We start from the raw sequence: 23,140 nt of genomic DNA, 5'->3' as shown, positions 1-23,140 counted from the left end.
GCAGGTGGTGGAGTTGCAGGTGCGGGCCGCAGTGCTCAACCGCTTCACCCACTTGGGCACCCCGGTGACGCGGGCTGTGGCGTAACTCCGTCTGGGGTCAGGGGAAACTCAGCCTCGGCTGGGTTATGCAACAAAGCCCCGCGACACCTGAAATGACTGGCTCTGCGGAGTATGGCGGCGGATATTTCCGGCCGGAAACGCAGTAATTCCGGGTGCCTGCGGCGGTGGATTCAGCGGCTGAAGACCGGCCGCAGTGCCGCTGGCCGGCGCCACGCGGGAGCCCGCGTCGTGGGCGGCGGGCGGAACCAGATGCTTTTGGGGCGGCCGGTGGCGGTACGGCTGTACACACTGTCACCGTGGGCTTCCTGCTTGTGTGCGAGCAGCAGGCTGGAGAGCACCTTGCGTTGGCACAGGCTGCACGAAATCGAGCGGTTGCCAATCAGGCCGGGTGCGACCGGGGGCACCTTGGAGAGTTTTCGGTGCACATGCACCACGGGTGTGGCCGGAGTTTCACCCCCGTATTCAAGGGGGTCAATGGTGGTTGACATAAATTTATTGTTGTGCAGTTCATGGCGAGGTATTGCCATCTGTCAAGGCAATACTGCTGTCTGGCCCGCATCCTATCTCCCCCGATTGAAGGGTGTGAATAGTACCCAAAGGCGAATTTGAACAATTCGGCAACTGTTGGCAATCCACGGTACCGCGGCGGATACCCGCTGGCGCGGTCTCACGGTCTCAAAGGGGCAGTTCCGTGTAGAAACGCCCGCCGTGGAAGATCAGCGGCGAGGCGTCGGCGCGGTAGCGACACTGCTCCACCTCGCCGACGAAGATGACGTGGTCGCCTTCCTCGTAGCGGCTGCGGTTGTGGCATTCGAGGACCGCGGCCGCACCGTCGATCAGCGGCACGCCGCCCGTGCCCTCGTGCCAGTCGAGTCCGGCGAAGCGGTCGGCGCCGCGGGTGGCGAAACGCTCGGCCAGGGCGCGCTGGTCGGCGGCGAGGATGTGGATGGCGTAGTGCGAGCCGGTGGCGAACGCGGCCATCGACCCTGCCTGCAGCGACAAGCTCCACAAGACCAGCGGCGGCGACATCGAGACGGAGTTGAAGGAGTTGGCCGTCAGCCCCACCGGGGTGCCGTCGGCGGCGCGGGCGGTGACGATGGTGACACCGGTGGCGAACAGGCCGAGCGCCGCGCGGAAATCCTGCCGGGTGAAAGGGGAGGCGTGCATGGGCCGGATTGTCCGCGAATACCCGCAGTGCCGCGGCGCCAAGGCGGCAATCCCGGCTTCTAGAATCCCCCCATGGCCCAACCCATTCCCTCCGCTGCCCCGCCGCTGTCCCACCCACCGTTGGGCCGCTCTTCTGCTGCGGCGTGGCTGCTGCGCTGGTGGCGTCTGGCGGCGGTGCTGGTGCTGGGGTTCGCGTCGGGGCTGCCGCTGGCGCTCACCGGGCAGGCGATGCAGGCGTGGCTGAGCCTCGAAGGGGTGGACGTGGCGACGATCGGCTTCCTGAGCCTGGTCGGGCTGCCGTACACCTTCAAGTTCCTGTGGGCGCCGCTGATGGACCGGTTCGATCCGCCCTTCCTCGGGCGCCGCAAGGGCTGGCTGGTGCTGACGCAGCTCGCGCTGGCGGGCGTGCTGGTGTTGATGGCGGACACCTCGCCCAAGACTTCGATGCAGGCGTTTGCGCTGCTGGCGGTGGCGGTGTCCTTCTTGTCGGCCTCGCAGGATGTCGTGATCGACGCCTACCGCACCGATGTGCTGCCCGCTGCCGAGCGCGGGCTGGGCTCGTCGCTGGCGGTGCTGGGGTATCGGCTGGCGATGATCCTGTCGGGCGGCGTGGCGCTGATCTGGACCGATCCGGCCAATGTGGCGGCGGGCGCGGCGGTGGGCAGCGGCGCGGGCTGGACGTGGCCGGAGGTGTATCGGCTGATGGCGGCGCTGATGGTGGGCGCGGCCGTGGTGTCTGCAGTGGCGATGCCGCGGTTGAAGGTGACGGTGCGGCCCGAGAGCGTGGCGCGCAACGACCTGATCGGCTTTGCCGCGGTGCTGGCGGCGGTGGCGGCGGGCTATGTGCTGACGGACAAGGTGCTGGGCGCGGTGGCGAGCGCGCTGCTGCAGCCGCTGCTGGAGCACACCACGCTGCCGGCGCCACTGCGGCAACGCTGGGTGGATCTGCTGGGCCTCGTGCTGGGCATCGGCGTGACGCTGCCGCTGGCGGCGTGGGCGGCGCGCAAGGCGCGCTTCGACACGCTGCTGGGCGGGCTGCAGAGCTATTTCAACCAGCCGGGGGCTTGGGCGTTTCTCGGCTTCATCGTGCTCTACAAGCTGGGCGACGCCTTCGCCGGCTCGCTGATGACGCCGTTCCTGCTCAAGGCGATGGCCTATGGCTCGGCCGAGGTGGGCGTGGTCAACAAGGTGATCGGGTTGTGGCTGACCATCGGCGGGGCGTTGCTGGGCGGGGCGCTGATGATGCGGCTGGGGCTGTGGCGGGCGCTGCTGTTGTTCGGGGTGCTGCAGATGGTGAGCAACCTGGGCTTCTGGTGGCTGGCGGTCAACGGCAAGGGCGTGCTGCCCGGGCTGACGGTGCCGGCCTTCGACTGGGGCATCCTCCGGCTGGCGCAGGCCACACCGGTCGATGGTGGGCTGCTGATGGTGATTGCCTTCGAGAACCTCTCGGGCGGCATGGGCACGGCGGCGTTTGTCGCCTTCCTGATGAGCCTGACCAGCCAGCGGTTCTCGGCGACGCAGTACGCGCTCTTGTCCGCGTTTGCCTCGGTCGGGCGGGTCTGGGTCGGGCCGCTGGCGGGAGTGCTGGCGGAGTCGATCGGCTGGCCGGCGTTTTTCATCGTGTCCACGGTCGCGGCGCTGCCGGCGTTATGGATGCTCTGGGGCTTGCGCGCAACGGTGCAGGCGCTGGAGGTCGATCCGTCCACGGTCGCTCTCGACGACTGAATCCGGTCGAGTTCTTTCAACTTTGATGCTTACCACCATGCGCCAGGATCTTGTCGAAAACGCCACCCTCACCACCCGCATCGATCTGCACCGGCAGGGCTGCGGCTGTGCGCTGCATGGCCGGCGGCTGTTCACCGGTCTGCTGGCCGGCGCTGCCGCGACGGCGGCGTTTCCGGCGCTGGCCCGCGATGGCGTGGAGGTGGGGGGCAACTCCAAGTTCACCAAGCTGGTGTCGGCCGAGCAGGTCGAGTCCGCCGCGCAGCAGCAGTACCTGCAACTGCGCCAGGAGGCCAACAGCAAGCACGCGCTGGCCCCGGCGAACCATCCGCAGCAGCAGCGCCTGCAGGCCATTGCCGACCGGCTGATCCCGTACACCTACGAGTGGAACGAGCGGGCCCGCAACTGGAGCTGGCAGGTCAGCCTGATCGGCAGCAAGGAGTTGAATGCGTTCTGCATGCCGGGCGGCAAGATCGCGTTCTACCTGGGCATCCTGCAGACGCTGCAGCTCAGCGACGACGAGGTCGCGATGATCATGGGCCACGAGATGGCCCACGCCCTGCGCGAACACGCCCGCGAGCGCATGGGCAAGCAGACGGCGACCCGCGGCGCGATCGAGCTGGGCGCGGCGATCTTCGGGCTGGGCGGGCTGGCGCGTTCGGCGGCGGACATCGGCGGGCAGTTGCTGACGCTCAAGTACGGCCGCGATGACGAGTCCGAGGCCGATCTGGTCGGCATGGAGCTGGCAGCGCGGGCGGGGTACAACCCGCGGGCCGGTGTGTCGCTGTGGCAGAAGATGGCCGAGGCGAGCAAGGGCGCGCCGCCGCAGTTCCTCTCCACCCACCCGTCCAGCAGCACCCGCATCCAGGACATCGAGGCAAATCTGCCGAAGGTCGAGGCGCTGTATGCCCGCGCTGCCCGGCCGCCGCGTGTATTCGGCCCGCCGCCGCTGCGCGGCTCTGCGGGTTGAGTCTCACCAGCGGCTGGGCAGCGGCTTGAGGATGTGCAGGCCGCGGCCGATGGTGCTGGTGTAGCCACCGCGCTCCAGGTCCTTGAGCAGCCGGCTGACCATCTCGCGCGAGCAGCCGATGCGGCTGGCGATCTCGGCGTGGGTGACGCGGCTGACAAGGCGGCGCGTGCCGTCTTCCTGCGGCACGGCCAGATCGTCGATCAGCGCGACCAGCCGCCCGTAGCTGTCCATCAGCGCCATGTTGCGGGCGTCGCGCGTGGCGGTGCGGGCGCGGGTGATGACCTTGGCGAGCAACTCGAACGCGAACTCCGGGTACTGCGCGATGTGGTCGAGCAGCGTCGTGCGGGTGATGACGACGCAGGTGGTCGGCTCGACCGTGATCACGCTGGCCGCGCGCGGGCCGCCGTCCAGGCTCATCTCGCCGACGAACTCGCCGACGCCGTAGAGGCCGAAGGTGATCTCGCGGTCGTTCGGCCCGAGCGAGAAGACCTTGACCCGGCCCGAGAGCACGATGTAGAGCGTGTCGCCGAACTCGCCTTCCTGGATCAGGATCACGCCCTTGCGGTAGCGCCGCGGCACCGCCTGCCGGGCCAGTGCGGTCAGGGCGGGCGACAGCTTCAGCTCATCCAAGGGAGTTTCCGAGGCGCTGGTTGTTCGAGTTGTTCTGGGCATCGTCCTTCACGATAGGACGAGCCAGAGAAAACCGCAATAGAGCGCCTCGATCGACGCAGTGACCGGACAGCACGGTTGGCCGTCAGTGGGCTGCTTCGTGACCGAGCACCGAGACGATCGGCGGCAGCATCGCCACCTGCCGCACCAGGTCGCGGATGCTGGCGGCCTGGGTCTTCTGGCGCACGCTGGCGATCTGGGTGCGCACGGTCGAGACGGCCACGCCGAACCGGCGAGCGATCGCGCTGGGATCGTCGCCGGTGCACAGGGCGGTGAGCACCATGCCTTCGGCGTGGGTGAGGTTGTGCACGCGGGCGAAGTGCTCGACGCTCAGGGCCTCGCAGACCTGCTGCTTGCCAAAGACGAGCAGGATCGCGCCCTCGGTACGGCCGCCCAGCGGGCTGCTCAGCGGCACGATGGCCACCGTTTCCATGTGCGAGCCTTCGCCGAGCTTGAGCAGGCTGCGGCGACCGGCGGCGGCCAGGCTCAAGGCGCGCTGCAGCAAGGGGTCGTCGGCATTGCTGCGGGTGTGCAACTGGCCGTCCTGCAGCCGGCAGGAGCTGTGCGCCGAGGTGCAGTGCTGGTAACCCATCTGGTTGGCCTGCATCAGATGGCCAACGGCGTCGAGGATGAGCATGCCGTAGTCCAGCTCGTCCATGGCACCGGTCAGCATGTGCAGCAGCCACTGTGCACTGTGCGCCAGCGGTGGCGTTCCTGCATCGGCATGGGGCCGGTCGAAACGTTCACGGGCCAAGGGAGAGGAAGCAGTCAGCATGGCGTTACTCCTGATCGACCCTGTGAATCCCCCGAACCCACCAGCGTCGAAAGACCTACGTTATCGCGCTGTCACGGTCCGAAAGTCTGGTTTTTGCACCTGTATAGCGTGATCTATTGCCAGATCACAGGTTACAGGCGTTACCGACTGTGGTGGCCTCTTCCCGGGGAATTTCTGTGCTGTTCAGGTGCCCCCGGGTCGATGACGGCGGCTTGCCGGGTCTGGTCATCCCGGACGGTGGAGCAGTTCTGGGCGAAGGCGGTGACGGGGTGGGTGTGGTCGCGCAGCATGGGGGGAGATTGTCCATGGTGACCCCGTAGACTGTGCGTTCGGTCTGGTCCTGTCTGGAGATGTCGCTTGAAACTGAAAATGGCTGAGAAGTCGCTGTTCGCGGTCCTGCTGCGCTCCCCCTGGTGGGTGAGCCTGGCGATCGGTACTGCCATCGGGCTGGTGGCCGCAGCCGCACTGCCGCAGGAGTTCCGCGTGGCGGGTGCCGTGTCGGGGTTTCCGTTCTTCGTCATCGGCATCCTGGCCGCACGCCGCCAATGGGGCCAGCCCAGCGCGGCCCAGGTGGCGCAGACCCTGCAGACGGTGAGCGCCATGCCGTGGCCAGCCTTCGCCGGCGCCCTGGACGCCGCGTTCCAGCGCGACGGCTACCAGGTGCAGCGCGGTGCGGCGCCGGGGGTGGACTTCGTGCTGCAGCGCCAGGGCCGCACGACACTGGTGAATGCGCGCCGCTGGAAGGCCGCGCGCATCGGGCTGGAGCCGCTGCGCGAACTGCAGGCGGCGCGCGAGGCGGCCGATGCGCAGGAGGCGTTGTGCATCGCCCTGGGCGAGTTCACCGAGAACACCCGTCCCTTTGTCCGCGAGCACAACATCACCCTGTGGCAATCGGCCGAGCTGGCGCAGATCCTGCGCGGCATTCCGTTGAACGCGTGAACGATTGAACCCTTGGAACCCCGCCCCATGCGCATGCACCTGTTCCTCTCGGTTGCCCTGCTGACCGCCAGCGTCCCCAGCTTCGCGCAAGCGCCCGCCGCACCGGCTGGCACCGCCGTGGTGGTGCGCGGTCTGACGGACCCATGGGCGATGGCCTTCCTGCCGGACGGGCGGATGCTCATCACCGAAAAGGCGGGGCAGCTCCGCATCGCCACCCCGGACGGCCGCCTGTCGGCGCCGCTGGCCGGCTTGCCCGCGGTGGCGGCAACCGGGCAGTGTGGCTTGCTGGATGTCGTGCTCGACCCGCAGTTCAGCGAGAACCGCCGCCTGTTCTTCACCTTTGCCGAGCCCGGTCCGGGAGGCAACAGCACGGCCGTGGGCAGCGCGCGTCTGGTGGACGACCAACTGCGCGAGGTGCGCACCCTGTTCAGCCAGAAACCCAAGATGGACAGCGGCAGCCACTGCGGCTCGCGCATCGTGGTCGACCGCCAGGGCCACTTGCTGGTCGGGCTGGGTGACCGCTTCAGCGGCAAGGACGAGGCGCAGAACCCGGGCAACCACATCGGCAAGGTGGTGCGCCTCACCACGGACGGCCGGGCGCCAACGGACAACCCCTTCGTCGGGCGCTCGGGTGCGGCGCCCGAGGTGTTCAGCCTGGGCCACCGCAACATCCAGGGCGCGGCGCTGCACCCGGTGACGGGCGATCTGTGGGCCAGCGAACACGGGCCGCAGGGGGGCGACGAGATCAATGTGGTCGAGGCCGGGCGCAACTATGGCTGGCCGCTGGTGACCTACGGCCGCAACTATGGCGTGGGCACGCGCATCGGTGAAACCGGGCCCAAGGCCGGCTTCGAGCCACCGCTGCACCACTGGGTGCCCACGTCCATCGCGCCCAGCGGCATGGCCTTTCTGAGCAGCGACCGGTACCAGGCCCGCCAGCCCGAGTGGAAAGGCAGCCTGTTCATCGGGGCCTTGCGCGGCCAGGCACTGGTGCGGCTGACGGTGGACGGTCGGCGCATCACCGCCGAGCAGCGCCTGCTGGAAGGCCAGGCCCGCATCCGCGACGTGCGGCAGGGGCCGGATGGCTGGCTTTATCTGCTGACCGATGGTGCCGGCGGGCAGGTGCTGCGCTTGCTGCCTTGAGAACTGTTGCATGACGATTGGAAAAAGCGTCGAATCCTGTTCACCCCATCACGGACACGGGACAAGACCATGGCTGAGTACACGGCAGAGATCATCTGGCTTCGTGGCGAACAAGATTTCCTTGGCAATCGATACAGCCGCAGACACATCCTCCGATTCGACGGTGGGATGGACGTTCCGGGCTCCTCGTCGCCACATGTGGTGCCGCTTCCGATGTCCGATGCCTCGGCCGTCGATCCGGAAGAGGCATTTGTCGCATCGCTGTCGAGTTGCCACATGCTCTGGTTCCTTTCGATTGCAGCCAGGCGGAAGTTCTGCGTCGACCGTTATTCCGATTCGGCCGTCGGCGTGATGCGCAGGAATACCGAAGCAAAGATGGCCATGTCCGTGGTCACGTTGCGGCCCGAAGTCCTCTTCTCGGGCGAACACCGCCCGACGCACGAGCAGATTGACCAGATGCACCATGAGGCCCATGAAGAATGCTTCATCGCGAACTCGGTGAAGACCGAGGTGCGCTGCGAGCCGGTCCATGTGGATTCTTGAAATCGTCAAACTGCGCACATGACTCCCGCTTCCCTTCGCACGCTCCTCTGCTTCGGCGACTCCAACACCCACGGCACCCAGCCGATGCGCTCCCGCGACGACGCGCGCCGTCTCGGCCGCAGCGAACGCTGGCCCGGTGTGCTGCAAACCGCGCTCGGCCCTGACTGGCACGTCATCGAGGACGGCCTGCCGGGCCGCACCATCGGCCGTGACGATCCGGTCGAGGGCGCCGACCGCAACGCGCTGCGCACCCTGCCGGCCAGCCTGCAGGCGCACCGGCCACTCGACGTGGTGGTCTTCCTGCTCGGCACCAACGACCTCAAGGCCCGCTTCGGCGCCAGCGCCGAGCAGATCGCTGAAGGCGCCCACGCCCTGATCGACACCGTGCTGGAAAACACCCGGCCGGGTGCGGCGCGGGTGCGCGTGCTGCTGGTCTGCCCGCCGCCGATCGAGGAACACGGCGTGCTGGCCGACATGTTCAGCGGCGGGGCGGCCAAGGCGCGCGGACTGGCGACGGCGATGCGGGCGGTGGCGGCGCAGCGTGGGGTGGCCTTCCTCGACGCGGGCGAGCACATCGCCGTCAGCACGGAGGAGGGCATTCACCTCGACGCGGCGGCCCACACGCGGCTCGGCGTGGTCATCGCCGACGCAGTGCGGGCGCTGGCGGGCTGACCAGGATGCTGCTGGGCGCGCTGTCCACCGCGCAGCAGGCCGCGCTGGTGCACGTCCGCAGGCAAGCGCTGGCGCAGCAAGCCCGCGCACGGGCCCGCATCGAGGCGCGGCTGCACCCCGCAGGGTGCTCGATCCAGCAGTGGGACGACGCGATGCACCAGCTGGGTGAACACGGTCGTGCCCGGGTCTGCGTCCATTTCCATCCCGACCGGCTGGACCGACAAGACCGCCTGGTGGCGCAAGGGCTGCTGGCGGACGGGAAGTACCGCAGCCAGTTCGAGACGGGTCTGTCGAGTGGCAGCCGCACGGCGCATGCGGGCGGCGAGCGAGACGAGTGGGAACGTGCCTTGTTCGGCGGCGCCTACCAGGTTCCCGGCGTGTCCGCTGTCGAGCGTCCGTGTTACGGCGCATTGGCACTGATCGACCACCCGGATGGCCCGGCGCCGCGTTTCGGTTCGTGCTACCTCGTGCTGCGACCGCAGGTGCTGCAACGCGCCACGTTCACCTTCGCGGGCAGCGAACAGGCGCTGGCTGCCGAGTGGATCGGCGATCGGGTGGTGCTCGACAGCGTGATGGCTGCGCTGCTGGAGGAGATTGCCCAAGGTGAAGGTGCCCGCGTGCCCTGGCCGCCGTGGCAGGCGTCGACGCTGGGGGTTCCCGGCTTGACCGTGGCGGGATTGGTGGAACGGTTGTCATGTCCCACAGATCAAACATGCGCATCCACACCAGGCCGTGTGCTCGACAGCGGCATCGAGGCCCAGGTCCACGGCCCGATCCTGCTGGGCCGCGATGTCGAGGCCCTGGTGACCGACCCGGCCTTCGACGCCACCCCGACCGGGGTGCTGCTGGACGAACTCTGCCAGCGGCATGGCCTGGTTCGGCGGCGGCACGGCGGCTTTCGGCTCGCGGCGTCTGCCGTGCCGGCGGATTTCCGGGGACCGGCAATGCCTGCGCTTGCACGGCGCATCGCGGGGCCGGATGGCGTGCTGGACGCGGCGGTGATCGGCACGGCCGAACGATCGCTTCCCCACCAGCCCGACCAGACCGAAACGCGGCAGCACCTCAAGCAGCTCTGGCATGTGCTGGTCCACCACGGCACCGCCGCGTCAGTCTGAGCCACCCAGCCCCCACCACCGCGGCATCAGTCCCTGCACCTGCGCCCCCGCGAACCGGTCGTCGATCAGGTGGACGACGCCGCGGTCCTGCGGCGTGCGGATCACCCGGCCGGCCGCCTGCACCACCTTCTGCACGCCGGGGAACAGGTAGGCGCAGTCGAACCCGCTGCCCGTGTCGCGGCTCACCAGCGTGTCGAGGCGGCGGCGGATCTGCTCGTTCACCGGGTTGACCTGCGGCAGGCCGAGGGTGGCGATGAACGCGCCGATCAGCCGGTCGCCGGGCAGGTCGATGCCTTCCGCGAACGCGCCGCCCAGCACCGCGAAGCCCACGCCGCGCCCGCCCGCCGCGAACCGGGCGAGAAACGCCGCCTGCTCCGGCTCGCTCATGCGGCGCGACTGCTTCCATACCGGCACGTCAAGGTGCGCCGCCTCGAACGCCACGGCCACCCGGTCGAGGTAGTCGAAGCTGCTGAAGAAGGCGAGGTAGTTGCCCGGCCGTTCGGCGTACTGCGCGGCGATCAGGGTGACGATCGGCGCGACCGAGGCATCGCGGTGCTGCCAGCGGGTCGAGATGTCGCGGGCGATGTGGATGTCCAGCTGCGTGCGCTCGAAGGGCGAATCCACGTCGATCCACGCCGTCTGCGCCGGCAGGCCGAGCAGCTCGCGGTGGAAGGCCGGCGGCTGCAGCGTCGCCGAGAACAGCGTCGCCGTGTGCGCTACCGCCCAGCGCGGCCCGAGGAAGGGCGCCGGCACGACGTTGCGCAGGCAGAGCACCGAGGTCCGCCCGTCCCGCGACGGCGTCAGGTCGCACAGCGAATGCGGCCCGAAGGACTCGGCTAGCTTCGCCAGGTGCAGCGCGTCGAACAGGAAACCCTGCAAGGCCGCGTCCACGGTGGTCGGGTGCTCGGCGAGGTGGTCTAGGACGGCGGTGGCCGCTTGCTGGACCGCGGTCATCAGCTCGTCGGGCAGCGCGGGCAGCACGCGGTAGGCGTTGTCCGCGCCGTCGTTCGACTCGCTGGCGTTCAGGGCTTTCCAGACGCGGTTGAGCTTGTCGAGCGGCTTGTGCAGCGCCTTCGGCACCGTGTGGCGCAGGCCACGCACGCTGAGCTGGTCCAGCTCGCCCGTGTGCATCAGCCGGGCGCGGTCGACGAGGTTGTGCGCCTCGTCCAGCAGCAGCGCGACGCGCCAGCCGTTGAGCTGCGTCAGCGCGTGCAGCATGGCGCTCAGGTCGAAGAAGTGGTTGTAGTCGCCGATGACCAGATCCGCCCAGTGCGCCAGCTCCTGCCCGAGGTAGTACGGACAGACGCCGTGCGCCAGCGCCACGGCGCGCACGCCCTCGCGGTGCCAGACCGGCACGGCCAGCGCCGCTTCGCGCGCCGCAGGCAGGCGGTCGTAAAAACCCTCCGCCAGCGGGCACGACTCGCCGTGGCACGCCTTGTCCGGGTGTTCACAGGCTTTCTCGCGGGCGACCAGTTCCAGCGCCCGCAGCGGCAGGTCCGGCTCCGCCCGGCGCAGCGTCGCCACCGCGTCGAGCGCCAGCGCACGGCCGGAGGTCTTGGCGGTGAGGAAGAACACGCGGTCGATCTGCTGGCCGGGCAGGGCACGCAGCAGCGGGAACACCGTGCCGATGGTCTTGCCGATGCCGGTGGGTGCCTGCGCCATCAGCGGGCGGCCGGCGCGGGCGACCTTGAAGACCGCCTCGGCGAGCGGGCGCTGGCCGGTGCGGAAGTCGGCGTGCGGGAAGCGCAGCGTGGTCAGCGCGGTGTCGCGGGCGCGGCGGTGCGCCTGTTCGAGCCGCGCCCAGGCGATGTAGGCGTCGCAACGCTGGACGAAGTGCCGGCGCAGCGCCTCGGCATCCAGCGTCTGCGTGAAGACAGTTTCCTGGCGGCTGCCGATGTCGTAGTAGACGAGCGCAAGTTCGAGCTGTTCGAGGCCGTCGCGTTCGCACAGCAGCCAGCCGTAGACCATCGCCTGTGCCCAGTGCAGCGCCCGGTGGTTGGCGGGCTGGCGGGCGAGGGCACCGGCGCCCCGGTGGGTCTTGATTTCCTCCAGCCGGCCCTTGTCGGGGTCGAAGCCATCCGCTCGGCCGCGCACCAGCAGCTCGCCATGCCGCCCCGACAGGCTGACTTCCTTCTGGTAGCCCGCGCCGCGCCGGGACGCGACCACGGCATGGCCCTCGATGCCTTCGACCGCGGTCGGCGCCGGGGTGAAGCGCACGTCCAGATCGCCCACCTTGGCGGTGAACGCGCACAGGGCGCGCACGGCGACGGTCAGCGGCAGGGGGTGGTGCGGTTCGGGCATCGGGGGATTATCCGGGTCTCATGGGGGCTCATGGGATGCCATTGGTACGGCATAATCCCGTATCAATGTGCAGGAGTTTGCCATGTCCACCACCGCCCGCTTCGATCTCAAGATGGATGCCGACGAGAAGGCCCTCGTGACCAAGGCCGCCGCCTTGATGGGCACGACCATGGCGGGTTTCGTGCGTGCGGCTGCCAAGGAAAAGGCACAGGCGCTGCTGGAACGCGAGATGCGGCTGACGCTGACCGAGCGCGATTTCAGCGCGTTCGCGCAGGCGCTGGACTCGGCGTTCGCCCCCAACTCCGCGCTGCAGGACGCGCTGGACCAGGTGCGCCGCGAGGTTCGGCGTGCTGGATGACCTGCCGCTGGACACCGCCGTCCATGACCGACAGGGTTTCGCGTGCGGCGTGCCGGCGCTGGATGACTACCTCCACCGTCTGGCCGATCAGCAGCGCCGTCGGGGTGTCACGTCGGTCTACGTGCTGACCGATCCGGCGCAGCCCGAGCGCATCCTGGGGTACTACACACTCAGTGCCGCCGAGGTCGATGCCCCTCGGCTGTCCGACCGCGAGCGCAAGTCGTTGCCGCGTTACCCGGTGCCCTGCTTTCGCATGGGGCGGCTCGCCTGCCGGGCGGATGAACAAGGGCGTGGCCTCGGACGGATGCTGCTGGGTTGTGCCGTCGATCGCTGCCTGAAGGCGCGGCAGCAGGTGGCAGCGCATGCGCTGCTGGTCGATGCGAAGGACGAGGCGGCGAAGTCCTTCTCCCTGCGTTTCGGATTCAGTCCGCTGCGGGATGCGGGGTTGACGCTGTACCTGCCGCTGGGGCGGTGACGCACCGCTTCAGCGCGGGGCCAGCGCCTCATGCGCCAGTGCCCCGATGCGCCGCAGCGCCTGCCGCTGCACCTCGTTCCAGCGCCCGCCCACGCCCAGCCGGACGCAGCGCCGGTACCGGTCCGTCGCGCTGAACATTGTCCCCGGCGCGATGCAGATCTTCTCGGCCAGGCAGGCGTGGAACAGTGCGAGCGAGTCGCTGCCGGGTGGCAGTTCGACCCACAGGATGTAGCCGCCCGCCGGGTCCGTCACCCGCGTGCCGCGCGGAAAGCTCTCGGCGATCAGGCCGCGCGCCTCGTCCACCCGGGCAGCGATCGTGGCCCGCAACTGGCGGTAGGCCGATTCGCTGCCGGCTTGCGTGAGCAGGTCGGCCATCGCCAGCTCCAGCAGCTCCGTGTGCCCGCCCGAATGGACCGCCTTCAGCCGCCGCACCTGGGCGCCCCAGCGCCCCGCCTCGACCCAGCCCAGCCGGATGCCGGGCGCCACCGTCTTCGAGAACGAGCCGCAGATCATCACGTGGCCGGTGGTGTCGAAGGCCTTGACGGCGCGGCGGCGGTCGTCCTGCTCGGCGAGGTCGTTGTAGAGCACGTCCTCGATCAGCGGAATGCCGCGCTCGGCCACCATCTGCGCCAGCCGCCGCCGCTCGGCCAGCGGCATCGACGCGCCGATCGGGTTCGACAGCGTCGGCACGGCCAGCACCGCCTTGACCGGCTGCGTGTCGAACGCGAGCTGCAGCGCGTCCAGCGACAGCCCGGTGCGCGGATGCGTGGGGATCTCCAGCGCGCGCAGGTGCATGCTTTCCAGAATTTCCAGGAAACCGAAGTACGACGGCGACTCCAGCGCCACCACGTCGCCCGGCTGCGTCACGGCGCGCAGGCACAGGCTGATCGCCTCCAGGCAGCCGTTGGTGACGAGCAGCTCGCGCGCGTCAAGCTGGCAGCCCAGCCCCATCGCATAGCGGGCGATGGCGCGGCGCAACTGTTCGTTGCCGGGGCCGATCGGGTACTGGCACAGCGTCGCGCGGTGGCGCTGTGTGGCGCGGCTGACGGCGCGGCGCACGCGGTCCTGCGCGAACAGCTCGCCGCTCGGGCAGGCGGCGCCGAAGGAGATGAAGCTCGGGTCGGTGGCGAGCTGCATCACCTGCGCGCCCAGCGAGCTCACATCGACCGGCTGCGAATCGGCCGGCGGGCGTGACGGCTCCGGCTCGGGTGGCCGTGGCGAGCGGGCAGCAACGAAGTAACCCGAGCGCGGCCGGGCCTCGATCAGCCGGGCGTCTTCGAGCGTGCGGTAGGCCTGCACGACGGTGGACAGCGACACGCCTTGCTGCCGCGCCAGTTCGCGCACCGATGGAATGCGCTCACCCCGCGCCAGCGTGCCCGAGCGGATCGGGTGGGCGATGTGTTCGGCGATCTGCAGGTACAGGGTGTCGTGGGCGTGTTCCATGGGCCCATTCTGTATGGGTCACAGGGCCGGTGACCGGTACAGATGCCGTGCAAGGTGACCGACACAGGCCCGCTGAACCCGGGGCTGTGGCGGCTGGATTGGTCCACGGGTGTGGCTGTCGCGAACTGCCGCGCACGCCTAACGTGCAACCCATGGACACCACCCTGCACTTCACCCCCTCGTCCCCGCTCAGCCTGCGCCCCGGCGCGGTGCTGACGCTGGCCCGGCCGCACGACGGCCATACCCGGGTGCTGGTCGAGTCCGGCCGTGTCTGGCTGACGCAGTCCGGCGATGCGGGCGACCATTTCATCGCCGCGGGCGAGGACTGGCTGCTGTGCGGTGCGGGCGAGGTGGTCATCGAGTGCGATGGTGCGGAAACCGCCCGGGTGCAGGTCTGGCATGCCGGGGAGCGCCCAGTCCCGGAACTCACCCCAGCGCGAGTCGCTCCACCAGCGCCATCTGTCTGGGCAGGCAGACGCGTTGCAGGTCATACCGGCTGACGATGGTCTCGCGGGCGTTGCTGCGCAGGGCGTCATGTGCGCTGGGCGGGGCCAGCAACGCGTCGCACATGGCCCGCGCCAGCCCGTCGCGGTCGAAGAAGTCCACCAGCCAGCCGTTGCGGCCGTGCTCGATGATCTCCTCGACCGGCGCGGTGCGCGAGCCGATCACCAGCGCGCCGGCCGACATCGCCTCCAGCATCGACCAGGACAGCACAAACGGGTAGGTCAGGTAGACATGGGCCCGCGTGACCTGGTAGAGCTTGATCAGTTGCCCATGTGGCAGGCGGCCGACGAAGTGCAGCCGGGCGAGCTGCTCGGGCGTGAGCTGCGGGCGGATCTCGTCCAGGAAGCGGTCGCGCCAGGAGCGGCCGTCGTCGGATTTCGCGCCGTAGGAGACGCCGTCACTGCCGACCAGCACCACCTGCGCCTGCGGGCAGCGCGCCAGCAGGGCCGGCAGTGCGCGCAGGAAGGCGTGGTAGCCGCGGTTGGGTTCGAAGTTGCGGTTGATGAAGCTGATGACCTGGTCCTGGCGCGTCAGGCGCAACCGCGTGGCGAGGCCCGGCACGGCGCACTCGAACACCGCCGCCTCGTTCGGCTGGATGAGCTGCGTGTCCACGCCGTCGTGAACCACCTCGACCTTCGATCGAAAGAGTTCCGGCACCGTCGAGCGCTGCCACTCGGTCGGCGAGATGCCGCCGTCCATGTCCATCAGCGCGTGCAGCAGGTGGGTGTTCTTGGTGCGGATGCGCATGCGTGCGTCGATGCTGCGGGGCGGGAACTCGGGGTCGAAGGTGACGTCGTGCCCCTCCCAGCCGTAGTACCACTCGACGAAGTGCAACTGGCGCGCCCCGGGCCAGATGTCGCGCAGGAACAGCGCCTCGCCCCAGCCGGGATGGACGCAGATGACGTCCGGCGTGAAGCCGTTCTTGCGCAGGTCTAGCGCAGCACGGGCGGCCCCTTCGCCGCGCAGGATCTTGGTCTCGAACTCGCCTGCCCAGGGGTGGACGTTCGGGGTGCTGCCGCGCAGCACCTTGTAGCGCGTGCCGGCCACGCCGGGCAGGTCGCGGGCGGTGGGTTCCAGCATGAGGGCGCGGACCTCGTGGCCGGCCTGCGCCAGTGCAGGCGCGAGGTGGACATACTGGCCGGGGAAATTCTGGTGGACAAAGAGCAGGCGCATGGTGACGGCGAGTATCAGCGGGTGCCTGAGCGGCAAGAAAGGAAGGATCACCGGAATTTCGCCGCGATCTGCACCGACCACCGGGGCGATCCGCATGGTCAGCGGGCGGGGCGGGCGCTCCAATCGACGCCATGACGACCGTCCGACATTTCCGGCAGAGCCTGCTGTGGCCGCTGCAACTCATGCCCCGCGAGGGCGACCGCTCCGGGCGCCGTCCCTGGGAACAACTGCTCGATGCCGGTGGCGCCCAGCCCTGGCGCGAAGTGATCGACGAGTACACCGGCGAGGCCAGCGGCTTCCACGAGCGCCACTACAACGAGTTCGTCACCTTCCTGCCCTATGTGCAGCGCTTTCTCTACGGCGACGGCACGGCCCGTGGCGGGCGTGGCCGCACGGGGGGCGCGTCCTCCATGCAGGTGCTGCGCCGCGATGACGTGCAGCGCGTGCGACTGACGCTGCAGGCGGGTGACGCGCCGGTCGAGCTGCGGGTGGAGCACATCGACCTCTACTTCTTCTATGACGTCGACGTGCTGATGCTCAACGTCGAGGTGCATGCCGACGACCTGCCGCTGGCGGTGGCGCAGGAGCTGCTCTACCGCTTCGGCCGTGGCTATCCGCCGGGCTGGGATGGCGAGGGCCGCGGGCTGCACTGCGCTGCGGCGGTGGAGTGGCTGGGCGCCGACGGGCAGGTGCTGTCCGCCTCGGACGCGGGCGACCGCGACGCTTTCCTGTCGTTCGTGGCCCGCCACCGCGCACCGCGGCTGGCGGCGCACTGGCGCTGGCTGCTGCAGCCGCTGGTGCCGGACCAGGAGGACGCGGCCGGTCTGCTGCGCTTCCGCCAGATCGAATACCACCGCATGCCGGTGATGGGCTACCTCGCGGTGGACGATCCGACGCAGCTCAGCCGCGCCGACTTCGTGCGGCTCGGGCTGGTGTCCGGGCGGGGCGATGGCGACGCCCTGCTGCCGTTTGCCGAGCAGCATCTGGCCGATTTCGAGTCGCGTTACTGCTACGACCGCTTCTGGTGCGGCGGTGGCGCGGCGCCGCACACGCGTTACCTGAGCTGCGGCCACGCGCTGGTGGTGGTCGGCAGCGCCGGCGCGGCGTTTTTCACCGACCGGGAGCGCGGCGTGCTCGCGCAGTTCCGCCACCAGCATTTCCTGCTGTTCCTGATCGCGCACTTCCAGAAGGCGGCGCTGCTGATGTTCTCGGACCGGCTGGTGGTGGCGCTGGACGCGCTCAGCATCGCCGACGCCGGCTCGGTCAAGCGCTTCAAGCGCGCCGTGCGCAGCAACTTCGAGACCTTCCTGCGCTTCACCCACCGCTACTGGTTCCACGAGATCTCCGAGCAGGTACAGACCCGCGCGCTGCACCACCTCTGCGTCGGCCATCTCGGGCTGAACACGCTCTACCCGGAGGTGCGCGAGCGCGTCGGCGAGATGAACACCTACCTCGACACCGACAGCCTGCGCCGCCAGGCCAACACGGTGGTGCGGCTGACGGTGGTGACCATCGCCGGGCTGATCGGCACGCTCTCCACCGGCTTCCTCGGCATGAACCTGCTGGCCGAGGCCGACTCGCCGCTGTGGCAGCGCCTGCTGATCTTCGTCGGCACGCTGGTGGCGTCGCTGGTGGTCACGGGCTACACCATCGTCAAGTCCAAGCGGCTGTCGGATTTCCTCGATGTGCTCTCCGACGAGCGGCTGACGCTGCGGGAGAAGGCCCTTGCGTGGTGGAACGATGCACGGGATGGGCACCGGACGCGCAATTGACCGCAGATGGGGCATTTTTTCGGACTTTAGCCCCTGGGATGAAGGGCGACAGTGGCAACGCGGGCTGCTCAGATGAACAGCCCCAGTCCAGTGGAGTCCCTGCATGTCGTCGTCGCCCTTGTCTTCCGTCCGCTTGCGTCCTTGGTCGGCGCTGGCCGTCTGCCTGCTCCTGAGCGCCTGTGGCGGGGGTGGCAGCGGCGAGACGGCGTCCGCCGTGCTGGCCGTGGTGCCGACGCTGCCGGGATCCGCCAGCGCCAGCGTCACGGCCAGCGAGAGTTTTCCGACCGGTCTGGTGGTGGCCTCGCCGACCGAGCTGACCGCGGGATCGGCGACGGCCGCGTCCACCACCGCCCGCGCCCTCGCGGCACCAATGGGGGCAGGCGCCGGCCGGGCCGAGCTGACCGACATGGCCGCCCGCATCGAAGCGGTGCTGGCCGGTGACACCACCGTGTCGCTGGCCGGGCTGGTCAGCTTCGGCAACCTGTTCCAGCAGGGGGGCAACGCCGGTTGCTACGGCCCGCAGATGCTCTACGCCAACCACGAAGACGGCAGCGGCACCGAATCCGGCCTGCTGCCCGGCGGTGATCTCGGCCTGTGGCTGCCGACCGACGCCAGCAGCAGCCAGCCCTGCGTGGTGGCGCAGCTCAACGAACGCACGTCCGGCGTGAAGCACGAGACCCGCCAGGGCCTGCTGCTCATGGCGGCGATGCGCGCGACGATCGCCGGGTCCGGCGGTCTGCTGGCCATGCCGGCTGCGGGCTTCCGCACCGACCTGACCGCGCCGTTCACCACCGTGCTGGCCGCACTGCCGGCGCTCACCGGTCTGAGCGTGCATGCGGCGACGGTGTCGCTGGACGCACTGGGCAAGACCTACACCTACCGCCTCGCCATCAGCAAGGGCACCGGCGCCTCCGCCCGCAGCGGCGAGATCGTGCTGAAGCACCGGCCCGGCGCCTCGGCCACGGCCTACAGCGGCGTGCTGCGCGTGACCGGCTTCGACCTCGGCACCGACGCCGCCTTCGGCTGCAGCGACCGCATGAGCGGTGGCCGCTACCAGCGCGCCCACGTCACGACCGTGCGCTACAGCCGCCTCGCCGACCAGATCGACTTCGGTGCCCGCTCGGGCCAGTACTGCGGCGCACCGGCCGACCTGGCCGATGCCGACCATGCCGGTCAGGTGGCGTCCTTCACCGCCGCGGGCGAACTCGATCCGGCCGTGCAACTCGCCGCGGGTGCACCCGCCAGCGCCGTGGTCGCCGGCACGTCCACCGGCTGGCGCGGCAGCTTCGACCGCTTCGGCGGCAGCTATGACCGCAGCACCGGCGCCGGCCAGTTCCTCTACGCCTGGCAGGCTGGCACCGGCGACAGCCACGCCCGCGCATTGGCAGCGACCACCACCTACGACAGCGGTACCGACACCCGCACCGTGCAGGGCTACTTCGCCTTCGGCGCCGACCTGGCCACCACCGACGGCAGCCTGCTGGGCATGGTCTGCAACTGGGCAGGTCCGGGCAATCGCCACACGCCGGCCGCGCTGTTCCAGTCGCAGACCGCCACGCTCACCGGCACCGCCTCCGCGTTCGTCGCCACGGCGAGCCGCCTGACCTACGCGCCGACCACCGCCTGCTCGGCCACCACCACGCTCTTCGACGCCAATGCCGACGGCACGCTGGCCGCCGGGGAAGGGCTGGGCACGCTGCACGCACTCGATGCACCCGTGTCGCCGTCGGTGTCGGTGCAGGGCGAACTCACGTCGCGCGGTTACCGCCAGCCGGGCTATTTCTGACCGCCTGATCGCCTGATCGGCGGTTCAGTCCTCGTCGCGGAGCTGCCAGCCCTTGACCATCTCCGCCTGCACCGCGGGCGGCACCGCATCGTGGTGCGACAGCGCCAGCGTGTAGTGCCCCTCGCCGCGGGTCAGGGCATTCAGCCGCAACTGGTAGCCCGACAGCTCCGACAGCGGCGCCCGGGCCTTCACGCTGGCCAGTCCGCCCATCTGCGGCGTCGTCGAGCGCACCTCGCCCCGCCGTGCCGCCAGGTCGCCGGTGATGTCGCCGATCATGGCCTCGGGCGCCGAGATCTCCACGTCCACCACCGGCTCCAGCACCACCGGCTGCGCCTCGCGCATGGCGAGGATGAAGGCCTTCTTCCCCGCGGTGACGAAGGCGATTTCCTTGCTGTCCACGCTGTGGTGCTTGCCGTCGAGCACCGTCACGCGCACATCCACCACCGGGTGCCCGGAGATCACGCCCGCGTCCATCGCCAGCCGCACGCCCTTTTCCACCGCGGGGATGAACTGCCCCGGGATCGCGCCGCCCTTGACCACGTCCAGGAACTCGAAGCCCGCGCCCCGTGGCAGCGGCTCGACCTGCAGGTGGACCTCGCCGAACTGGCCCGCGCCGCCGCTCTGCTTCTTGTGTCGGTACTGCGCCTGCGCCGGGGCGGTGATGGTCTCGCGGTAGGCGATGCGCGGCGGCGCCGTCTCCACCTCGACCCGGTAGCCCTCGCGCAGCCGCTCCAGCAGCACCCGCAGGTGCAGCTCGCCCAGGCCGTAGACGACGGTCTCGTGGGTGCTCGCCGCCTGCTCGACGCGCAGGCAGGGATCCTCGGCTGCCAGCTTGGCGAGCACTTCCGACAGGCGCTGCTCGTCGCCGTGGCGCTTCGGCTTCAGCGCCAGTCCGTGCACCGGCACCGGGAAGGGCAGCGGCTTCAGGTGGATGTGGTCGTCCTCGGCGGCGTCGTGCAGCACGGCGTCGAAGGCGATCTCGTCCACCTTGGCGACGGCCACGATGTCGCCCGGTCCGGCGCTCGGGATCTCGGTGTGTGTCTTGCCCTGCAGCAGGAACAGGTGCCCGACCTTGAACGGCTTGCGCCCGTCGCCCACGTACAGCAGGCTGTTGGGCGTCACCGTGCCCTGGTGGATGCGGAAGATGCCCAGCTTGCCCACATACGGGTCGATCGTGACCTTGAACACCTGCGCCAGCACGTGCGCGGCCGGATCGACCCGGGCGTGCATCAATTTCGCTGCGGCGCCTTCGCCCTTGTAGAAATCGGGCAGATTGCCTTCGGACGGATCGGGCAGCAGCCGGGCGATCACGTCGAGCAGCGCGGCCACGCCGGTGCCCATCTTGGCCGAGACGAACACGACCGGGATCAGGTGGCCTTCGCGCAGCGCCTGCTCCAGCGGCGCGTGCAGCTCGCGGGCATCGACATCGCCTTCTTCCAGATAGCGTTCGACAAAATCGCCGTCCACCTCGACCACCTGCTCGACCAGCGCCCGGTGCGCCGCAGCCACCGAAGAACAGTCCGCTTCATGCCCCGGCGTGGCCTCGGGCGCGAACCAGCAGTCCACCACTTCGCGGCCGCCATTGGCGGGCAGGTTCAGCGGCAGGCACTCGCGGCCGAACGCGGCCTGGAGTTCGGCCAGCAGGGCGGCGGCATCGAAGCCGGGCACGTCGATGCGGTTGACGATGACCATCCGGTCGAGCTGCCGCTCGGCGGCCCACGCCATCATCCGCACCGCCATCGGCTCGATGCCGGTGGCCGCGTTGATGACGACGGCCGCGGTTTCCACCGCTTCGAGCGCGGGCAGCGACTGGCCGAGGCAGTCGGTGCTGCCGGGCGTGTCGAGCAGGTGGATGCGCAGGCCCTGGTGGTCGAGGTGGAGCACGCTGGTGTGCAGCGAGTGCTGCATGCGGCGCTCGATCGGGTCGAAGTCGCTGGTGGTGCTGCCGCGCTCGACGCTGCCGGCGGCGCCGACCATGCCCGCCTGCTGCAGCAGGGCTTCGGCGAGGGTGGTCTTGCCGGCGGCGGCGGGGCCGACCAGCGCGAGCGTGCGGAGGTGGGAAACCGGGGAAGAGGCGGAGGGGGCGGAGGAAACGGCGACACCGGACACGGTACCGCCGTGGGCTGGGCTTGACATGGTCTGTCTCCTCAGCGCCGGGCCGCTGACAGCGGTCAAGCACTGTCTGGGTGGGTGGGAAACGCCAGCGTACGCCGATTGACCGGGCGCAACAAGCGTGTGTCCCTGCCAGTTTCCGCCTGTGCGACCATGGGGGCCAACATGAAGCTCCTCGACACCGCCCGCACCTGGGCTGCCCGCATCAAGCGCGACGGCCTGACCCTCTGGTTTTCCCTGCGCGATGCGCGCACGCCGTGGCTGGCCCGCGCATTGGCGTGGCTGGTCGTTGCCTACGCGCTCAGCCCGATCGACCTGATCCCGGATTTCATCCCGGTGCTGGGCTACCTGGACGATGTGCTGCTGCTGCCGGGGCTGATCTGGCTGACGGTGCGGCTGCTGCCGGACGGGGTGCTGGCCGACTGCCGCCAGCAGGCGGACGCCTGGGTCGCGGCCCGACAGGGCCGGCCGCGCAGCCTGTTCGGCGCGGCGCTGGTCATCGCGCTGTGGGGCCTGGTCGTGTGGTGGGGGTGGAGCGCCTGGGAACAGCGCTGACGTTCACTCGGCCCGGAAGCGGGACGCGCGCTGCTCAGTGCAGATCTGGATCGAGTATTCGGCATAGAACTCGGCGCGGCCCTTCTTCTTCGCGGCGACGTGTTCCGGGTGGGTCGCCCAGCCGTGCACCGCGGCTTCGGTCTCGAACTCGACGACCGTGACCCGCTCGCCGTCCGCGGCGGTGAAGCCCTTGTGCGAGACGTAGCCCGGCATGGTCCGCGCCAGCGCGCTCATGCGGTCGGCCCAGTCGGTGTAGTCGGCGACGGCGTCGGGTTTCAGGCGGTTGCGGAAGATGATGACGTGCATGGCAGGCTCCGTGGGCAGGGCGGTGGTTGTCCGGCCTGGATTCTGCCCATCAGCGACCCAGTCCGGCGGCCAGCCTCTGCGTGATCTCGGCTGCGGGCACCGCGCGGCAGCCGCGTGCGTTCTGTCCCGCCCACAGTGGGGAAAACGCGCTGCTGCCCCGGGCCTCCGCGGCGGCGCGCAGCGGTGCAGAAGCCGCCGTGGCCAATGGAAACCGAGGCACCGCGCTGTGCAGTGGCCCGAAATCGGCCATGAATCGGTTGACGATGCCGCGCGCGGGGCGGCCGGTGAAGAGGTGCGTCAAGGCCGTGTGGTGCGCGGCCTCGCTTTGCAACGCGGCGCGGTGCAGGGCGCTGGTGGTGGCCTCCGTGCTGCACATGAACGCGGTGCCCACCTGCACGCCAGACGCGCCCAGCGCCATGGCCGCAGCCACACCGGCCGCGTCGGCAATGCCGCCGGCTGCGATCACCGGCAGGCTCACAGCCGCCACGATCTGCGGCAGCAGCGCAAATGTGCCCACCTGCGTGGTGAGGTCGTCGGTCAGGAACATGCCTCGGTGGCCGCCGGCTTCCACGCCCTGGGC

General features: G+C 69.8%; 23 protein-coding genes. 13 read left to right on the top strand and 10 right to left on the bottom strand.

The features are described from left to right. Positions 1–230 precede the first annotated feature (230 nt). A complete protein-coding gene (locus RMP06_RS07860) occupies positions 231–548 on the bottom strand; it encodes a hypothetical protein (protein WP_310461218.1) in 318 nt (105 codons plus the stop codon). Positions 549–735: 187 nt separating this feature from the next. Then, complete coding sequence (locus RMP06_RS07855; RefSeq protein ID WP_310461217.1) at positions 736–1,227, bottom strand: flavin reductase family protein; 492 nt, start codon at positions 1,225–1,227, stop codon at positions 736–738. Between the two features lie 72 nt (positions 1,228–1,299). Here RMP06_RS07855 and RMP06_RS07850 point away from each other — a divergent pair, with 72 nt between their 5' ends. Both RMP06_RS07850 and RMP06_RS07845 read left to right on the top strand, forming a co-directional pair. Then, positions 1,300–2,952 carry an AmpG family muropeptide MFS transporter gene (locus RMP06_RS07850; protein ID WP_310461216.1) on the top strand — a complete coding sequence of 551 codons (1,653 nt, stop codon included), beginning with the start codon at positions 1,300–1,302 and terminating at the stop codon, positions 2,950–2,952. Between the two features lie 37 nt (positions 2,953–2,989). Further along, positions 2,990–3,919: a M48 family metallopeptidase gene (locus RMP06_RS07845; protein WP_310461215.1), complete on the top strand. Its 930-nt coding sequence runs from the start codon at positions 2,990–2,992 to the stop codon at positions 3,917–3,919. A gap of 3 nt (positions 3,920–3,922) precedes the next feature. Here RMP06_RS07845 and RMP06_RS07840 read toward each other — a convergent pair whose 3' ends face one another. Together RMP06_RS07840 and RMP06_RS07835 are read right to left on the bottom strand one after the other, a co-directional pair. Beyond that, positions 3,923–4,549 carry a Crp/Fnr family transcriptional regulator gene (locus RMP06_RS07840; protein ID WP_310461214.1) on the bottom strand — a complete coding sequence of 209 codons (627 nt, stop codon included), beginning with the start codon at positions 4,547–4,549 and terminating at the stop codon, positions 3,923–3,925. 124 nt (positions 4,550–4,673) lie between these two features. Beyond that, positions 4,674–5,363: a helix-turn-helix transcriptional regulator gene (locus RMP06_RS07835; RefSeq protein ID WP_310461213.1), complete on the bottom strand. Its 690-nt coding sequence runs from the start codon at positions 5,361–5,363 to the stop codon at positions 4,674–4,676. 369 nt (positions 5,364–5,732) lie between these two features. Here RMP06_RS07835 and RMP06_RS07825 point away from each other — a divergent pair, with 369 nt between their 5' ends. The 5 genes from RMP06_RS07825 (at position 5,733) to RMP06_RS07805 (ending at position 9,775) form a co-directional block, all read left to right on the top strand. Beyond that, a complete protein-coding gene (locus RMP06_RS07825; RefSeq protein ID WP_310461212.1) occupies positions 5,733–6,302 on the top strand; it encodes a restriction endonuclease in 570 nt (189 codons plus the stop codon). 27 nt (positions 6,303–6,329) lie between these two features. Beyond that, positions 6,330–7,445, top strand: coding sequence for a PQQ-dependent sugar dehydrogenase (locus RMP06_RS07820; RefSeq protein ID WP_310461211.1), 1,116 nt, complete (start codon positions 6,330–6,332; stop codon positions 7,443–7,445). Between the two features lie 69 nt (positions 7,446–7,514). Beyond that, positions 7,515–7,988 (top strand): OsmC family protein, encoded by a 474-nt coding sequence (locus RMP06_RS07815; RefSeq protein WP_310461210.1) that lies wholly within the window; start codon positions 7,515–7,517, stop codon positions 7,986–7,988. A gap of 18 nt (positions 7,989–8,006) precedes the next feature. Then, positions 8,007–8,660, top strand: a complete 654-nt coding sequence (locus tag RMP06_RS07810; protein ID WP_310461209.1) for an SGNH/GDSL hydrolase family protein — start codon at positions 8,007–8,009, stop codon at positions 8,658–8,660. Between the two features lie 5 nt (positions 8,661–8,665). Further along, positions 8,666–9,775, top strand: a complete 1,110-nt coding sequence (locus RMP06_RS07805) for a DUF3626 domain-containing protein (RefSeq protein WP_310461208.1) — start codon at positions 8,666–8,668, stop codon at positions 9,773–9,775. Here the strand turns inward: RMP06_RS07805 and RMP06_RS07800 are convergent. Next, positions 9,767–12,076, bottom strand: coding sequence for a helicase C-terminal domain-containing protein (locus RMP06_RS07800; RefSeq protein ID WP_310461207.1), 2,310 nt, complete (start codon positions 12,074–12,076; stop codon positions 9,767–9,769). The two genes, RMP06_RS07805 and RMP06_RS07800, sit on opposite strands and share 9 nt — an antisense overlap. An 82-nt stretch (positions 12,077–12,158) precedes the next feature. Here RMP06_RS07800 and RMP06_RS07795 point away from each other — a divergent pair, with 82 nt between their 5' ends. Further along, the gene (locus tag RMP06_RS07795; protein WP_310461206.1) at positions 12,159–12,434 is read left to right on the top strand and encodes a type II toxin-antitoxin system TacA family antitoxin; all 276 of its coding nucleotides are present in this window, start codon (positions 12,159–12,161) and stop codon (positions 12,432–12,434) included. After that, positions 12,424–12,909, top strand: coding sequence for a GNAT family N-acetyltransferase (locus RMP06_RS07790; protein ID WP_310461205.1), 486 nt, complete (start codon positions 12,424–12,426; stop codon positions 12,907–12,909). The genes RMP06_RS07795 and RMP06_RS07790 overlap by 11 nt, the downstream gene beginning before the upstream one ends. A gap of 9 nt (positions 12,910–12,918) precedes the next feature. On the opposite strand, the gene RMP06_RS07785 is transcribed toward RMP06_RS07790, so the two are convergent. Beyond that, positions 12,919–14,352: an aminotransferase-like domain-containing protein gene (locus RMP06_RS07785; RefSeq protein WP_310461204.1), complete on the bottom strand. Its 1,434-nt coding sequence runs from the start codon at positions 14,350–14,352 to the stop codon at positions 12,919–12,921. Between the two features lie 152 nt (positions 14,353–14,504). On the opposite strand from RMP06_RS07785, the gene RMP06_RS07780 reads away from it, so the two are divergent. Further along, positions 14,505–14,852, top strand: a complete 348-nt coding sequence (locus RMP06_RS07780) for a DUF2917 domain-containing protein (protein ID WP_310461203.1) — start codon at positions 14,505–14,507, stop codon at positions 14,850–14,852. Here RMP06_RS07780 and RMP06_RS07775 read toward each other — a convergent pair. Further along, the gene (locus RMP06_RS07775) at positions 14,779–16,029 is read right to left on the bottom strand and encodes a glycosyltransferase (protein ID WP_310461202.1); all 1,251 of its coding nucleotides are present in this window, start codon (positions 16,027–16,029) and stop codon (positions 14,779–14,781) included. The genes RMP06_RS07780 and RMP06_RS07775 overlap by 74 nt on opposite strands. Positions 16,030–16,160: 131 nt before the next feature. On the opposite strand from RMP06_RS07775, the gene RMP06_RS07770 reads away from it, so the two are divergent. Continuing rightward, positions 16,161–17,801: a magnesium transporter CorA family protein gene (locus RMP06_RS07770; RefSeq protein ID WP_310461201.1), complete on the top strand. Its 1,641-nt coding sequence runs from the start codon at positions 16,161–16,163 to the stop codon at positions 17,799–17,801. A 103-nt stretch (positions 17,802–17,904) separates the two neighbouring features. After that, positions 17,905–19,587, top strand: coding sequence for a hypothetical protein (locus tag RMP06_RS07765; RefSeq protein WP_310461200.1), 1,683 nt, complete (start codon positions 17,905–17,907; stop codon positions 19,585–19,587). Between the two features lie 24 nt (positions 19,588–19,611). Here the strand turns inward: RMP06_RS07765 and fusA are convergent, their stop codons facing one another. Continuing rightward, complete coding sequence (gene fusA, locus RMP06_RS07760; protein ID WP_310461199.1) at positions 19,612–21,723, bottom strand: elongation factor G; 2,112 nt, start codon at positions 21,721–21,723, stop codon at positions 19,612–19,614. Positions 21,724–21,864: 141 nt separating this feature from the next. Between fusA and RMP06_RS07755 the strand changes: the two genes are divergently transcribed. Continuing rightward, a complete protein-coding gene (locus RMP06_RS07755; protein ID WP_310461198.1) occupies positions 21,865–22,254 on the top strand; it encodes a YkvA family protein in 390 nt (129 codons plus the stop codon). Between the two features lie 3 nt (positions 22,255–22,257). Here RMP06_RS07755 and RMP06_RS07750 read toward each other — a convergent pair whose 3' ends face one another. Both RMP06_RS07750 and RMP06_RS07745 read right to left on the bottom strand, forming a co-directional pair. After that, a complete protein-coding gene (locus tag RMP06_RS07750; protein WP_310461197.1) occupies positions 22,258–22,560 on the bottom strand; it encodes an antibiotic biosynthesis monooxygenase family protein in 303 nt (100 codons plus the stop codon). A 49-nt stretch (positions 22,561–22,609) separates the two neighbouring features. Then, a partial coding sequence (locus RMP06_RS07745) for an NAD(P)H-dependent flavin oxidoreductase (RefSeq protein WP_310461196.1) occupies positions 22,610–23,140 on the bottom strand: 531 nt, incomplete at its 5' end.

Source organism: Sphaerotilus sp., assembly GCF_031429695.1.
Classification (GTDB): Bacteria; Pseudomonadota; Gammaproteobacteria; order Burkholderiales; family Burkholderiaceae_C; genus Sphaerotilus.
This window is presented reverse-complemented; position numbering and strand designations above follow the sequence as displayed.